A 14,153-nucleotide genomic window follows, 5' to 3' on the forward strand; every position below is an offset into this window, starting at 1 on the left:
ACCCTCCATAAACCTCTGCCTAAGTTCAGACATCTCCCTTTTACCCTGCACCTTTACCTGAGCCTTGCATTCCTCAAAAGCCCAAAAGTCCTTTGCCTTTTGCAAGCATTCCCGTTCTCTCTGTATGTTTCTTTCCCTTATCTTAAGAGCTTCTTCCCTAAACTGCTTGCACCTGTCCCAGTTTTGCTGGCACCAGAGCTTATGCTCCTTTTTGCCCATGTGTGGTGGCTGTGCAAGGGCAACTGCCCCCGCTGTGCCTAAGGCTGTAAGGATAGCTAATGCCTTCCTCATGTTAGCACTTCCTAAAAAGTTTTGATAGTTATAGAATAGATTCCAAAGATTAACCGTGGATTAATCGCGAATATTGCGGATACTTTAGCCAGTGCCAAGATCTAAGATTTGTATCAAAGCCTGTAAAAGTGATGTTTGTCCATGCTTTGGTATATACCTAACACCTTCTAATGCAACATTATCGCCTACATGAATGTATTCAAGAGGCTTGTCATAGATTTTTCTGTAATCCTTTAGCATTTGCCAATCCGCAAGGCTATCACCCACATAAACACCCCTATCTATACCAAGACCTTCTACACATAGGTGTAAAGCGTAAGGATGGGGTTTTCTAAGCTCTTCATTTTCTATGGTGTCCTCATCTACCACAAAGTCAAAGCAATCTGAAAGTCCATGCTTTTCAAAAAGATACAAAAGGTCTTCTCTTGGTCTTCCCGTGACTATACCAAGAGAGCATCCCATCTCCCTAAGTCTCATGAAAAACTCCCTTTCAAGTATTAACCTTTCTTTATCTCTCAAAGTCCTATACAAGTCATTGAAAACCCTTACAAGCTCCTCAAAATCCGCAGTTCCTCCATACTGCTTTATCACTTCAAAGGTTGCAAGCCAATCATTGTTTATGCCTTTGGAGAACTTTATCCTCCTTACTTCCTCTATAGGAACTTCTTTTTTGAGGAAATACTCCGCAGTGTGCTTTATAGCATAGTGATACGATTGACTTACATCCACTATGACTCCATCCACGTCAAAAATTACACCCTTTCTCATCCAGCCATTAGTTCGGAGCTTGCCTTAGAAAGTAAAAATTTCATAAACTTGCTTGCCAAGAAGGTAAGCTTTTCATGCTCTGGATAGATTATGTAATACCATCTTACAGCGTTAAAACCTTTTATCCTCACAGGAACAACACTACCCTCTTCTATTGCCTTTTCAACTAAGCCCTTTGAGAGGAAACTACAGCCATAGCCACTCTTTACCATACTTAGAATTGACCTTCCGCAGTTTATCTCTATTCTTATGTTAAGCTTTTCAAAAATTATGCCAAGCCTTTCCAACTCCTCCTTAACCACCTTTCTTGTGCCAGAGCTAACCTCTCTAAAGATGAGGTCTACCCCGTAGAGCTCCTCAGGTTCTATCTCTCCCTTCTTGGCAAAAGGATGGGAAGGATGAGTAAAGAAGACTATTTCATCCATGAACCACTTTATGGAGCTAAATTTTTCCGATGGCTCCCTCTCTATTACTCCTATGTTAAGCACCCCGGATGATAGACCCTCCTCTATGTGTTGCGAGTTATCCACAAGCACCCTTATGGAGATGTTAGGAAGCTCTCTGTGAAACTCCACAAGGAGCTCTGGAATCTTGTATTCACTTAGGGTGGTGCTTATGCCCAAAAGGAGTGTATCTTTGAAGTCCTTCTTTATCTTTGCCATTTCCTCCATGAGGTTTTCGTAGTTAGAGAGGAGACTCTTGGCAATTTCGTATATTCTCTTCCCTTCATCTGTTAGCACTATCCTACCACCATGTCTTTGAAAGAGCTTTGCACCCACTATCCTTTCAAGGGCTTTTATCTGCTGGGTAACCGCAGGCTGGGTTATGTATAGTATCTCCGAAGCCTTTGAAAAACTTCCAAGGTCTGCAACTGCCACAAAGGTCTTGAGCTTGCTAATGTCTATCATTACGCTTTAAAATTATAAAACTTTCTTATAGCAGGCAAAAGATTAGCTTATCTTAAAGAGGTTTTTTATGAGACTTTCCAACTGTTCTAAGAGTTTTGAGAGCTCTTCTTTTGTCATGCTTGATGCTTCTTCTAAAACCCAGTGCTCCCTTCTCATATGCCTTTCTGAATAGGGACACCTGTCTCTTGCCTCTGATGAGAGGGTTATAAGCACATCCACTTGGTCGTAGGGTATTTTTTCTACAGGTTTGGGGTAGAGCTTTTCTGTGGGATAACCCTTTTCCTTTAGGAGAGCTATAACCTCTTCTGGCACTCTTTTGGCAGGCTCTACACCTGCAGAGTATATCTCCAAAGACAAAAGGGCGAGCTTTGATAGCTTTCTTGCAACCGCCTCTGCCATTATGCTCCTGACTGCATTTTTTGTGGATATAAAGGCTATCTTCATGGAACTTCTATTTTAGCATTTGCATTATCCTTCTGAGGGCTTTGCCTCTGTGGGATATGAGGTTTTTCTCTTCCATGCTTAATTGTGCCATGCTCTTTTGGAAACCTTCTGGCTGAAAGATTGGGTCGTAGCCAAAGCCTCCTTCTCCAACTGGCTCTTGGAGTATGGTGCCATAGCATCGCCCTTCTGACCAAAGACCACCATCTTCTAAAAAAAGCACCGCAAAGGCTACATAGTATGCCCTTCTGTCCTGCTTGCCTTCCATAAGCCTTAGAAGTTTGTTTATATTTGCCTTGTCTTTGCCCTCTTTTGGCTCTTCCCTTCCTCCCCATTCTAAGTTATAAAACCTGCTGGAATAGACGCCCGGATACCCATCAAGGCTTGGAACTACAAGTCCAGAATCCTCTGCAAGGGTTGGTATTTTGTAAACCTCGTAGTATGCCTTTGCCTTCAGATAAGCGTTCTCTAAAAAGCTACAGCTTCCCTCTTCTACTTTTAGGTCTTCCTCTGGGAATAAAACCTCAACCTCGTATTCCTTGAGTATGGAGAGAATTTCTCTCCTTTTTCCCAAGTTTGTGGTTGCTACAAGAATTTTCCTCACCATGCTACAATTATAAGCATGGAGTTTGAGCCAGTTATAGGTCTTGAGATACACGTGCAGATGGATACAAAAACCAAGCTCTTCTGCTCCTGTCCTGTGGAGTTTGGTGCGGAGCCAAATAGTAATGTTTGTCCTGTATGTCTTGGACTGCCTGGGAGTTTACCCGTTATAAACAAAAGGGCTGTGGAGTTTGCCATAAGAGCTGGACTTGCTCTTAACTGCCAGATAAACATGCGTTCTGTCTTTGCAAGGAAAAACTACTTTTACCCAGACCTTCCAAAGGGATACCAGATATCTCAGTATGAAGAACCTATTGCGGTCAATGGATGGCTTGAAGTAGGTGGCAAAAAGGTAAGAATAAGAAGGCTACACATAGAGGAGGATGCGGGTAAAAACATCCATGAAGGTTCAAAAACCTATGTGGACCTAAACAGGGCTGGCACACCTCTTATGGAAATAGTGACAGAGCCAGACATAGACTCTCCACAAATGGCAAGGGAGTTTCTTGAAAAGCTAAGAAACATTATGAGATACACTGGAGTCTCTCGTGCGGACATGGAAAAGGGACAGCTTCGTTGTGATATAAACATCTCCATAAGACCGAAGGGTTCAAAAGAGCTTGGCACGAGGGTGGAGATAAAGAACGTCAATTCCTTTCGTTTTGTCCAAAAGGCAATAGAGTCCGAAATAGAAAGGCAGATAAAACTCCTCCTTTCTGGAGAGAAAATAGTGCAAGAGACACGCACCTTTGACCCCTCCACAGGTCTAACACACCCCATGAGGACAAAGGAAGAGGCGGAAGACTACAGATACTTTCCAGAGCCAGACCTACTACCCCTTGTTATTCCTCCGCAGTGGTTAGAGGAGATAAAAGCCAACATGCCAGAGCTACCCGAAGAAAGGCTTGAGAGGTTTATAAAAGAGCTTGGTCTTGACCAATACTCCGCAAAGGTGCTAACCGATAACAAAGAGCTTGGAGACTTCTTTGAAGAATCCCTTAGGTATTACGGACAAGACCCCAAGCTAACTGCCAACTGGCTACTTAATGACCTTCTTGGAAGCCTTTCAGAGGCTGGTAAAGACATAGAAAGCTCTCCTGTTAGCCCCCAAAGTCTTGCAGAGCTTGTAAAACTTATAAAGGAAAATGTGCTCTCTTCAAAGCTTGCAAAGGAAGTTATAAAGGAGATGACCGCAACTGGCAAGAGCCCCTCTCAGATAGTGGAAGAAAAGGGTCTAAAGCAGATAAGTGATGAGGGACAGATAAGGTCTATGATAGAAGAGGTTTTAAGGGAAAATTCAAAGGAAGTGGAAAGGTTCAAAGCAGGAGAAGAAAAGGTTTTTGGTTTTCTTGTAGGTCAGGTTATGAAAAAGGCAAAGGGCAAAGCTAACCCGCAGTTAGTAAACAAATTGTTGAGGGAAATGTTAAGCAAATAAGCTTTACCTTTTACACTTTAGTTTTTCTCAGGCTAATTGCCTTTTCCTTTAGCTCCGCCAGTTTTATAAGTGCTTGCAAGGGTGTTAGGTTTGCTATGTCAAGCTCTATAAGCTCTTCCAAAAGTTGCCTTTCTTCTTCTCTTTGGCTTTCTTCGTAAACTCTTTCCAATACAGGCAGGGTCCTTGAGGCTTCAAGTTCCAATAAAACCTCTTCCGCCCTTTTTATAACCTTCTCTGGTAGTCCCGCCTTTTTTGCCACTCTAACACCAAAGCTCCCCTCCGCCCTACCGGGCTTCAAAAGATACAAGAAATTTATATCTTCCCCCTCTTTGCTTACCGCCATGTGATAGTTTTTTACGCCCCTTTTGTTTATCTCAGTAAGCTCCAAGTAGTGGGTTGCTATAAGGGTTCTCGCCCTTATGTTTTCCAATATATACTCCACTATAGCCTTGCTTATGGCTATGCCATCATAAGTGGATGTGCCCCTTCCTACTTCGTCAAGGACTATTAAACTCCTTTCATCCGCATTGTGGAGTATGCTCGAAACCTCAAGCATCTCATTCATAAAGGTAGAAACTCCCAAAGCCAGAATATCCCCAGAGCCTATGCGTGCATGAATAGAAGATACCAAGCCTATCCTTGCGGACTTGCAAGGAATAAAAGAACCCATATGAGCCAAGAGGGTAAGAATGGCAGTTTGCCTTATGTAGCTGGATTTTCCTGCCATGTTTGGACCAGTTATTATGTATATGAGGCTTTCCTCATCCATATGTGTGTCGTTAGGACAGTAGGTTTTTACATGCTCTTCTATCACAGGATGCCTACCCTCTTGGATATGCAGGACCTTTTCTTCAACTATTTGAGGTCTTACCCATCCCTTCTCTAAGGCTATACTTGAAAGGGACTGAAGATAGTCAAGCCAACCTATAAGCCTTGCGTTATGGGCAAGCTCTTCAAGCCTTTTTATAACCCTCTCCCTCAAAGCTATAAAAAGCTCATACTCAAGATTGTTTATCTTGCTCTGAGCGGAAAGTATTTTCTCTTCAAGCTCTTGCAGATAGTCTGTGGTGAACCTTTCTGCGTTTGAGAGTGTCTGACGCCTACGAAAGTAAGAAGGCACATACTTGAGGTTTGGCTTTGTCACTTCTATGTAATAGCCCATAACACGGTTAAAGCCTATCTTTAGACTTTGTATTCCAGTTTCCTTTCTTAGCTTAGCTTCGTATTGGTCTATTAGGCTTTGAGCGTTGTCTCTGTAGTATCTAAGCTGGTCCAACTGTGGGTCTACGCCCTCCTTTATAAGACCTCCTTCCTTTACATGCAAGGGTGGGTCCTCCACGAGGGTCTTTTCTATATCCTCTCTTAGGTCGCTGAGCTCTAACAGTCCTTCGTAAATTTCTCTAAGGGAAGTAGAATCCGTGTCCCTTAAAAGCTCCTTTATTTTCTCCAAGGCTTCAAGAGCTCTTCTTACTTGCAAAAGGTCCTTTGGAGTAGAGATACCACCGCTTATCCTACTTACGAGCCTTTCAAGGTCTGGCATATTCCTTAGCTCTTGCCTTAGGGCTTCCAAGAGCTGTCTTTTTTCCATAAGCTCCTGAACTGCGGACTGCACCTTTTGAATGGCACTTTTTTCCCTAAAGGGATGTAGGATATGAAACCTAAGCCTTCTTCTTCCCATACCCGTTAGGGTCCTGTTTATTACTCCAAAAAGAGAATACCTTTCTGAACCCTCATAGGATTCTAAGAGCTCAAGCCCTCTCCTTGTCCTGTAGTCTATGCGAACATAACCCTCTTCTGTGTATGGCTTTGGCTTTTCTACAAAGGGTAAAAAGGACTTTTGTGTGCTTTTGAGGTAAAGGTATAAGCCACCAAAAGGCAAAAGCTCCTCCTCCTTTTCAAAACCAAGCCCTCTGGCACTGTAGAGCTTCATATCCTCAAAAAGCACTTTTAGACCCTCATGAAAGTATTCCTCTTCTACGGTGCTCACAAAGAGGTCAAACTCCTTTAGGTCAAAGGAAAGACCTTGAGGTATCAAAAGCTCTTTTGGAGAGAACTTAAGGATAAACTCCTTTGCATTCACTGGGTCAAAGGAGCCTCCCAAAAACTCACCTGTCGCTGGGTTTAAGTAGGCACAAAGATAGAGGCTTCCCCTTTTCAAGAGGCTGGCAAGCCCGCAGGTTTCCTTCTCAAAGTATGTGCCGGGAGTGATGACCCTTATAACATCCCTCTTTACAAGACCTTTGGATTGACTTGCATCCTCTAACTGCTCACATATGGCTACCTTATAGCCCTTGGAGACTAACTTTGAGATGTAGGAGTTTGCAGAATGGTAGGGAACTCCACACATGGGAATTCTCTCTTTCCCCTTTCCTGCAGGTCTTGAGGTGAGCACAAGACCGAGCTCCCTTGAACCTATCTCCGCATCCTCGTAGAAGAGCTCATAAAAGTCTCCGAGGCGAAAAAAGAGCAGGCAGTCCCTGTAGAGCTTTTTAAAGTGGTGGTATTGAGAGAGCATAGGAGTTAGGTCTTGATTACTTGGCGTATTCCACATGTCTTGTCTCCCTTATTACCACCACCTTTATCTGTCCGGGAAACTGCATCTCTTCTTCTATTTTCCTTGCTATGTTTTTGGAAAGCATGTAGGCTTCCTCGTCGCTTATCTCCTCTGGGTTCACTATAACTCTTACCTCTCTTCCTGCCTGCACCGCATAGGCGTTTTGCACTCCCTTAAAGGACTTGACTATTTCCTCTAACTTTTCAAGTCTCTTGAGATAGGCTTCAAGGGTTTCTCTTCTTGCACCGGGTCTTGCTGCAGAGAGGGCATCCGCAGCACACACAAGGGCAACCTCTGGATATCTTACCGGCTCTTCATTGTGATGTGCTTTTATGGCATTTAGGACTGGGTCTGGCTCTCCATAACGTTTGCAGAGCTCTATGCCTATGTCCGTGTGAGAACCTCCCAGTTCGTGGGATATGGCTTTACCTATATCGTGCAAAAGTCCAGCCCTCCTTGCCATTTTAGCATCCAGCCCGAGCTCCTCCGCCATCATACCTGCAAGGTAAGCAACTTCCTTTGAGTGTAAAAGCACGTTCTGAGAATAGCTTGTCCTGTAGTAGAGCTTACCTATGTAGTAATAAAGCCCAGGGTTTATGTCGTATAGACCAAGCTCCATGCATGTCTCTTCTCCCATCTTCCTTATCTTCTCATCCATTTCCCTTTTAACCTCTGCTACCACCTCCTCTATCCTGGCGGGGTGTATTCTCCCATCTTCTATAAGCCTTTCTAAGGCTTCCTTTGCGAGCTCTCTCCTCATGGGGTCAAAGGAGGATATGGTAACAATATCAGGTGTATCGTCAATTATCAGGTCTACGCCTGTGAGGAGCTCAAAGGTTCTTATGTTTCTTCCCTCCCTTCCTATTATCCTTCCCTTAAACTCGTTGCTGGGAAGTTCCACTGTGGTGGTGGTGTAGTTTATGGCTATCTCAGAGGAAAGCCTTTGGATTGCGGTAGTTATTATCTTCTTTGCTTCAAACTCCGCCCTTTCCCTTGCCTCCTCTTCTATACGCTTTGCCACTCTTATGGCTTCTATCTTTGCTTCCTCTTCCACTCTTCTGAATAGCTCTGACCTTGCTTCCTCAAGGGTCATATTGGCTATCCTTTGGAGCTCAAGAATTTCCCTATGCCTGAGTGCTTCTATTTCCCTTTCCCTCTCTTCAAGCTCCTTTAACCTTAACTGTAGGTCTCTTTGAGCTTGGTCTATCTGCCTTTCCATTTCTCTTATTTCCCTTTCCCTTCTGTATAGCTCTTCCTCACGTCTTTCAAGAGCCTGAACCCTTCTTTCTAAGTTTGCCTCACGGTGTTGTAGAGCCTGCTCTAACTTCTGGATTTCTTGCTTTCTCTCTGCGAGGTATTCTTCCATTTCCCTGCTTTTCTTGTCAAGGTTTTGCCTTATCATCTCCGCTTCTTCCTTAAGGGTTGCCCTTAGTCTGTCCGCTTCTTCCTGAGCGAGTTTAACTATCTTCTCCGCCTCTCTTTCCGCATTTAGCTTTGTCTCCCTTGCTTCCTCATAAGCCTTTCTTAGTATCTCTTGAGCCTCCTCCTTAGCCTTTAGAACCATTAGCTCCGCTTCCTTCTTCTTCTCTTCAAGGTCTACCGCTGTCTCAAAAACAGAAGACTTGCCTGAGTTCTTCCTTGAAAGCACAAAACCCAAAGCTCCTCCAACAGCTAAAGCCAAAAAGACAGCAATAACAAGCACTTCCACGCTCATCCTTCCTTACCTCCTTGATAGATTTTTTCTTCCGTGACCACAAGGTCAACAGGCATATCCCAGTCATCCCTTGGCACCTCCTCCAAGACCTGAAACTCGTAGCACACTCCCACCTTTAGCCCTCCCAACCTTTCAAAGAGCCTATCGTAGTATCCCTTCCCATAACCTATACGGTATCCCGCCTTGTCAAAGGCTATTCCGGGGATGAGCGAGAGCTCTACTTCCTCTGGTCTTACCTCCTTGCCTTTAGAGGGTTCAAGTATACAAAAGGCACCGGGGCTAAGGCTTGTAGTATCCTCAAGTCTTATAAGCCTTAGGTTCTTCCCCTCTACCTTTGGGAGTAAAAGAGCTTTACCCCTTTGCAAAGTCCAAGAGAAAAGTGGTGTAATGTTAGGTTCTCCCCTGTGAGGGCAGAACATAAGAAGGTTTTTTGCATCCCACAAGGGCTTGAGGGATAAGAGGTTTTTTATTATACCCTCCGATAGCTTTTCTCTTTCTTCCTCTGTGAGGGCTTCTCTCTTTTGTATGATTAATCTTCTTATATCATCCTTCGTAAGAACCTTCATCTTCCGCCTCCTTTTCAGGAGGGGAAGGCAAGAATACCCGCCCATGCCGTGGCGGAAGGAGTCTTCGGTGGGCCCCCTAAGAATTAGGTGGGTGCCCTCCCAGAAGGCCTCTCTGGCTCTCCTGGAGACCGGGCTCCCTATTGCCTCACCATGTGGACCCCAATATAAACTCCTTCACCACGCACAGGGCAGGCTCTATCTTAGCTTCGCTCCAAAATTTTCTTCCAGCTCTGCCACTATCTCTTCCACAAGTTTGTTAACCTGCTGGTCAGAAAGTGTTCCTTCCTTGCTTCTAAAGGTCAGCCTAAAGCTAACACTCTTCTTGCCTTCCCCAAGTTTTGGGTCTATGTATATACTAAATACCTTCATATCTTCCACCAGCTCTCTTTTCCTGATATGGGATATTAATTTATCCACACTCACCTCTTTGTCCATAAGGAGCGTAAGGTCCCTTATCACAGGTGGATACTGGGTTATAGGTTTGTAGCTTTTGTGTCTTTCTTTCAAATGGCTTAGCCTTAACTCACCCACAATAACTTTATGTCTTATAGCAAGCCTATCCTGAAGCGTAGGGTTCAAAATACCAAAGTATCCTATCTCCTCCTCTCCTAAGTAGAAGGCTCTTTGCACCTTTGGATGTAGGAAGGGTATATTAGACGCTTCCGACCTAAAGCCTTCCGCATAGTTTCTCAAGATATCCTGAAGGATAGCCAGTCCATGATAAGGTGAATACTCCTCTTCTGGGAAGAGTCTCCTATAGCCAGTCATGAGAAAGCCAAGCCTTAGCTCCTCTTCCCCAAGAAAGACATTGCCTATTTCAAAGATAGCCATGCTGTAGTTGTAGTTTCTTATGTTTTCAAGACACACTCTCAAAAGAGAAGGCAAGAGGAAAGTCCTCATATACCTTTGACTTTTATTCAAAGGGTTTATAACTTCTATCTGTGGGAGGGGTAAAGACAAAAGCCTGTATAGCTCCGCATCTTCAAAGGAAAAGGTTATCACTTCAGAAAAGCCCTTGCTAACCATTAGACTTCTAAGCTTGTCCGCAATGCCCTCTATCTGCGATGGCTTGGCTGGAATTTTTAAGGTAGAGGAACTCACCTGTGCATAGCCTTCCACTCTAAGAAGCTCCTCTATAAGGTCCACATCACCTTGCATGTCAAAGCTACGATGAGATGGAATAAGAGCTTCCACACCACACCTCATGACTTCATGAGGTATCTCAAGGGCGCTTAAGGTCTGTGAAATTTTCTGTCTGTCAAAGTCCTTGCCTGAATACTTTCTATACTTCTCAAGGCTTAGAAAAACCCTCCTTGGCTCATAGGGTTCTGGATATATATCCTTAAGTGCTATAAGAGTGCCACCCGCAAGGTCAAGGATAAGCCTTATGGCAAGGTTTTGTGCGGTCTTTACACCTTCTATATCCACGCTTCTTTCAAATCTGTAAGAACTGTCTGTTTGAAGGGCAAGATGTTTTGCGGACCTTCTTATTCTATAGGGCTCAAAGTATGCGGACTCAAGAAGTATGCTCTCTGTGCTTTCTTTTACAGAACTATCCAATCCACCAACTATACCAGCTATGGCAAGAGGTTTGCTTACATCCGCTATAAGTAGGTTAACAGCACTTAGGCTTTTCTGGCTTCCCATAAGGGTAGTAATAGTCTCTCCTTCTCTTGCATCTCTTACAACTATGGGTAGGTTTAACTCCTTTAGGTCAAAGGCATGCAGTGGCTGTCCCTCCAAAAGCATCACATAGTTGGTTATATCCACTATGTTGTTTATGGTCTTTACACCACACTGCCAAAGTCTTTTCCTTAGCCATAAGGGAGACCCTTTTACTTTTACGCCTTCTATAATAGCACCTCTGTATCTCTTGCAGTCCTTTGACTCAAGCCTTATTTCTAACTTTCCGAATTCCTCAAACTCTGGATATTCTCTTGGCTTCTTTTTCACTCCCAGCAAAGCGGATATCTCCCTTGCAAGACCTTTGACAGAAAGAAGGTCCCCCCTGTTTGGTGTAGGCTCTATTTCCAATATAAACTCTCCAAAGCCAAGAAGGTCATAGGCGGATGTGCCTGGCTTTAGGTCCTCTTCAAGGACAAGGACACCTTCAGACTGGTCTTCAAGACCCAGCTCCCTTGCGGACAAAAGCATACCTTGAGAAGCTACTCCATCAAAATCTCTCTGAGTTATACACATGCTTCCTACCTTGGCGTTGGGAAGGGCAAGAAGCACTCCATCTCCTACCTGTAAATTGGCATCTGCGGACACCACCTGAAGGTATAGACTTTCACCAGCCTGAACTCTGTAAATGTATAACCTTCTCGTAGGATGAGGTTTTTTCTCTACCACCTTGGCAAAGACAACACCATCAAGGTCAAAGTCCCACTTGCTTATAGAAGTCTCAACGCTCTTCAGGGTTAACTCTTCTGCAACTCTATTGGGGTCAAGACCTTCTACTTGTATAAACTCTGAAAGCCACGAGAAGGGAATTTTCATGGAAATATTTTAACCAATATCTCTATAGGGTGCAGTAGTGAGATACTTTTCTCCACCATCGGGGAATATTACAACTATAACTCCTTCTTCAAGCTCCTTTGCAAGCTCAATAGCTGCGTAAAGTGCAGCACCGCAGGATTGTCCCGCAAGTATGCCCTCCTCTCTTGCAAGCCTTTTTGTCATTTCGTAAGCAGGCTCAGTTTCCACAAATATGGTTCTATCCAAAAAGGTCTCGTCAAAGATACCAGGCTTTATGGAACTTTCTATATGCTTTAGACCTTCTATTCCATGAAAGGGATAGGCAGGTTGGACACCAATTATTTGAATGTCTGGGTTATAGACCTTTAGCCTTCTCCCCGTGCCCATTATAGTTCCACCCGTGCCTATGCCTGCAACAAGATGGGTTATCCTGCCAGCAGTTTGGTTCCATATCTCTATGCCCGTAGAATAGAAATGTGCCTTCCAGTTGGCAGGGTTGTTATATTGGTCAAGGTAGAGGTATTTTTCTGGCTCTTTGCTAACTTTTTCCCTCACAAAGAGTATGGCACCGTCCGTGCCCTCAAGGGGGTCTGTAAGGTATACCTTTGCACCATAAGCCCTTATTATCCTTTTCCTTTCTTCGCTCACATTGGCAGGCATAGCAAGTTCCACAGGAACTCCAAGACAAGCACCCACCATGGCAAGTGCTATACCCGTGTTTCCAGAAGTGGCATCTATAACCACCTTACCCTCCTTGAGAAGTCCTCTTTCTATGGCATCCAAAAACATGCTAAGTGCTGGTCTGTCCTTTACAGAACCACCTGGATTGAAACTCTCTAACTTGGCGTATATCTCCACCTTTGGAGAAACCTCTGGTGGAATAATCTTTCTGAGCCTCACAAGAGGCGTGTTGCCCACAAGGTTAAGTATAGAGTTTCTTATCTTCCTATAAGGCTCGTCATGTTGACCAAGAACCCACACAGAAAGATTATAAGCCAAGCCCATATCTTGCGAACCTTCCAAGATTTCCCATCTTCTTACAATCTTGAGAGACTATCTTATGGCTTTAGCCTTACAAGAAGCTCCTTAAAGAGCCCATAGATGTCCTCTTGTAAAATCCTGTCTCTTAGCATTTTTACGGTCTCCTCCTCATAAACATGCACAAGCCTGTTTCTTATGTATATAAGCTCGCTCAAAAGCTCCTCTTCCGAATATGAGACCACACCCTCCTTCAAGAGCTCAGAAAAGCAGGATTTTGGAGAATAACACTCAATGCCTCTCACCCTCAAGAACTCCTTGACCGTCTTCCACAGAGCTTCGTATAAACACTCAAAGCGTTTTACCACTATCTCCGTGTAGAACTCTTCTCTGAAAAAGCTCATGAGGTTTTGACTTCTGACTTCCTCAAACCTTCTAAACGCCTTCTCAAAAGCCTCATAAGCTCTTCTGAACTTTTCCAAAAGAGACCCTCCTCAAGTATTTTACTTAGAAAATCGTAGGAATCTACACGCCAAAGGTCTACAAGGTCTACATCTCTCAAGATTGGTAGCTCCTCAATCTCGGAAAGAAGTCTTGAGTATTCAGTGAAACTTAAAGGTTCAGAGCAAAACAAAGCCACGTCAATATCAGAAGCCCTGCCAAAGTTCTCCCTTACCGCTGAGCCAAAGAATATTATAAGGCAGTCTTTTCTTAAGGCTCTTTCTATGGTCCTGCCAATTAGCTCAAAATATCTTTCCGCCTCCACAGAGAAATTCTAATCCTCTCCGTAAGCCATCGCTAAAACTTCAATGGGATGGTAAACCCTTTTGCCAGTCATAAGTTCTATGTGATTGCCAGAAAGAGGACAGTCAGACACATAAAGGTCTGCGTTAGAGTTTTTCATATCCTCAAAGAGTTTTGAACCCACCCTTATGGACATATCAAAGGTTTCCTTACGCACCCCAAAGGTCCCATCGTGCCCCGAACACCTTTCTATTATTTGAACCTTGGTGTTGGGTATTAGTCTCATAAGTGCCACAGCCCTATAGCCCACATTGAGAGATTTAAGATGACAAGGAATGTGATAGGCTATGTTTCCTAAAGAAACCTTAAAGTCCTTGTTGAATCTCTTTTCTTGATGAAGCTTGAAAAGATATTCATGAACGTCGTAGACCCTCTCTGAAACCGCCTTTACATCTGGGTCATCGGGCAAAAGTAAAGGATACTCATACTTTATCTGCAAAGCACAGGTAGGCACTGGCACTACTATGTCAAAGCCAGCATCCACATAGTGTTTTAGCCTTTGCACATTAAACCTTGCCTTCTCCGTAGCGGAATCTATATCTCCTATGTCAAAGAAGGGTATACCACAGCACTGCTGTTCTGGAAGCTCCACATATATGTCGTTCTTCTCAAA

The 14,153-nt window shown here is 43.9% G+C and carries 14 protein-coding genes; 1 reads left to right on the forward strand and 13 read right to left on the reverse strand.

What is annotated here, in order from left to right; genetic code table 11:
- The 5 genes from WKI49_05895 to rdgB all read right to left on the reverse strand — a co-directional run.
- Window positions 1-291, reverse strand: a 291-nt coding sequence (locus tag WKI49_05895) for a hypothetical protein (GenBank protein ID MEJ7622022.1), incomplete at its 3' end; no start/stop codon positions are given.
- A gap of 84 nt (window positions 292-375) precedes the next feature.
- The gene (locus tag WKI49_05900) at window positions 376-1,059 is read right to left on the reverse strand and encodes an HAD family hydrolase (protein ID MEJ7622023.1); all 684 of its coding nucleotides are present in this window, start codon (window positions 1,057-1,059) and stop codon (window positions 376-378) included.
- On the reverse strand, window positions 1,056-1,967 hold the full coding sequence (locus tag WKI49_05905) for a LysR family transcriptional regulator (GenBank protein ID MEJ7622024.1): 912 nt from the start codon (window positions 1,965-1,967) through the stop codon (window positions 1,056-1,058). Before WKI49_05905 ends, WKI49_05900 begins: the two co-directional genes overlap by 4 nt.
- Before the next feature lie 42 nt (window positions 1,968-2,009).
- Window positions 2,010-2,411 (reverse strand): low molecular weight phosphatase family protein, encoded by a 402-nt coding sequence (locus tag WKI49_05910; protein ID MEJ7622025.1) that lies wholly within the window; start codon window positions 2,409-2,411, stop codon window positions 2,010-2,012.
- A gap of 7 nt (window positions 2,412-2,418) precedes the next feature.
- Window positions 2,419-3,015: an RdgB/HAM1 family non-canonical purine NTP pyrophosphatase gene (gene rdgB, locus WKI49_05915; GenBank protein ID MEJ7622026.1), complete on the reverse strand. Its 597-nt coding sequence runs from the start codon at window positions 3,013-3,015 to the stop codon at window positions 2,419-2,421.
- Between the two features lie 15 nt (window positions 3,016-3,030).
- Here rdgB and gatB point away from each other — a divergent pair, with 15 nt between their 5' ends.
- The gene (gene gatB, locus WKI49_05920) at window positions 3,031-4,446 is read left to right on the forward strand and encodes an Asp-tRNA(Asn)/Glu-tRNA(Gln) amidotransferase subunit GatB (GenBank protein ID MEJ7622027.1); all 1,416 of its coding nucleotides are present in this window, start codon (window positions 3,031-3,033) and stop codon (window positions 4,444-4,446) included.
- Window positions 4,447-4,456: 10 nt separating this feature from the next.
- On the opposite strand, the gene mutS is transcribed toward gatB, so the two are convergent.
- The 8 genes from mutS to WKI49_05960 all read right to left on the reverse strand — a co-directional run.
- A complete protein-coding gene (gene mutS, locus WKI49_05925; GenBank protein MEJ7622028.1) occupies window positions 4,457-6,997 on the reverse strand; it encodes a DNA mismatch repair protein MutS in 2,541 nt (846 codons plus the stop codon).
- The gene (rny, locus tag WKI49_05930; GenBank protein MEJ7622029.1) at window positions 6,978-8,714 is read right to left on the reverse strand and encodes a ribonuclease Y; all 1,737 of its coding nucleotides are present in this window, start codon (window positions 8,712-8,714) and stop codon (window positions 6,978-6,980) included. The genes mutS and rny overlap by 20 nt, the downstream gene beginning before the upstream one ends.
- On the reverse strand, window positions 8,711-9,280 hold the full coding sequence (locus WKI49_05935) for a 5-formyltetrahydrofolate cyclo-ligase (protein ID MEJ7622030.1): 570 nt from the start codon (window positions 9,278-9,280) through the stop codon (window positions 8,711-8,713). The genes rny and WKI49_05935 overlap by 4 nt, the downstream gene beginning before the upstream one ends.
- Window positions 9,281-9,475: 195 nt before the next feature.
- On the reverse strand, window positions 9,476-11,779 hold the full coding sequence (gene pheT / locus WKI49_05940; protein ID MEJ7622031.1) for a phenylalanine--tRNA ligase subunit beta: 2,304 nt from the start codon (window positions 11,777-11,779) through the stop codon (window positions 9,476-9,478).
- Between the two features lie 9 nt (window positions 11,780-11,788).
- Window positions 11,789-12,739, reverse strand: a complete 951-nt coding sequence (gene cysM, locus WKI49_05945; protein ID MEJ7622032.1) for a cysteine synthase B — start codon at window positions 12,737-12,739, stop codon at window positions 11,789-11,791.
- Between the two features lie 77 nt (window positions 12,740-12,816).
- Window positions 12,817-13,218, reverse strand: a complete 402-nt coding sequence (locus WKI49_05950) for a nucleotidyltransferase substrate binding protein (GenBank protein MEJ7622033.1) — start codon at window positions 13,216-13,218, stop codon at window positions 12,817-12,819.
- Window positions 13,137-13,502 carry a nucleotidyltransferase domain-containing protein gene (locus tag WKI49_05955; protein ID MEJ7622034.1) on the reverse strand — a complete coding sequence of 122 codons (366 nt, stop codon included), beginning with the start codon at window positions 13,500-13,502 and terminating at the stop codon, window positions 13,137-13,139. The genes WKI49_05950 and WKI49_05955 overlap by 82 nt, the downstream gene beginning before the upstream one ends.
- A 9-nt stretch (window positions 13,503-13,511) precedes the next feature.
- Window positions 13,512-14,153 (reverse strand): heterodisulfide reductase-related iron-sulfur binding cluster (locus WKI49_05960; GenBank protein ID MEJ7622035.1); only part of this gene is annotated, 642 nt, incomplete at its 5' end.

Source organism: Aquificaceae bacterium (assembly GCA_037722135.1).
Classification (GTDB): Bacteria; Aquificota; Aquificia; order Aquificales; family Aquificaceae; genus Pampinifervens; species Pampinifervens sericum.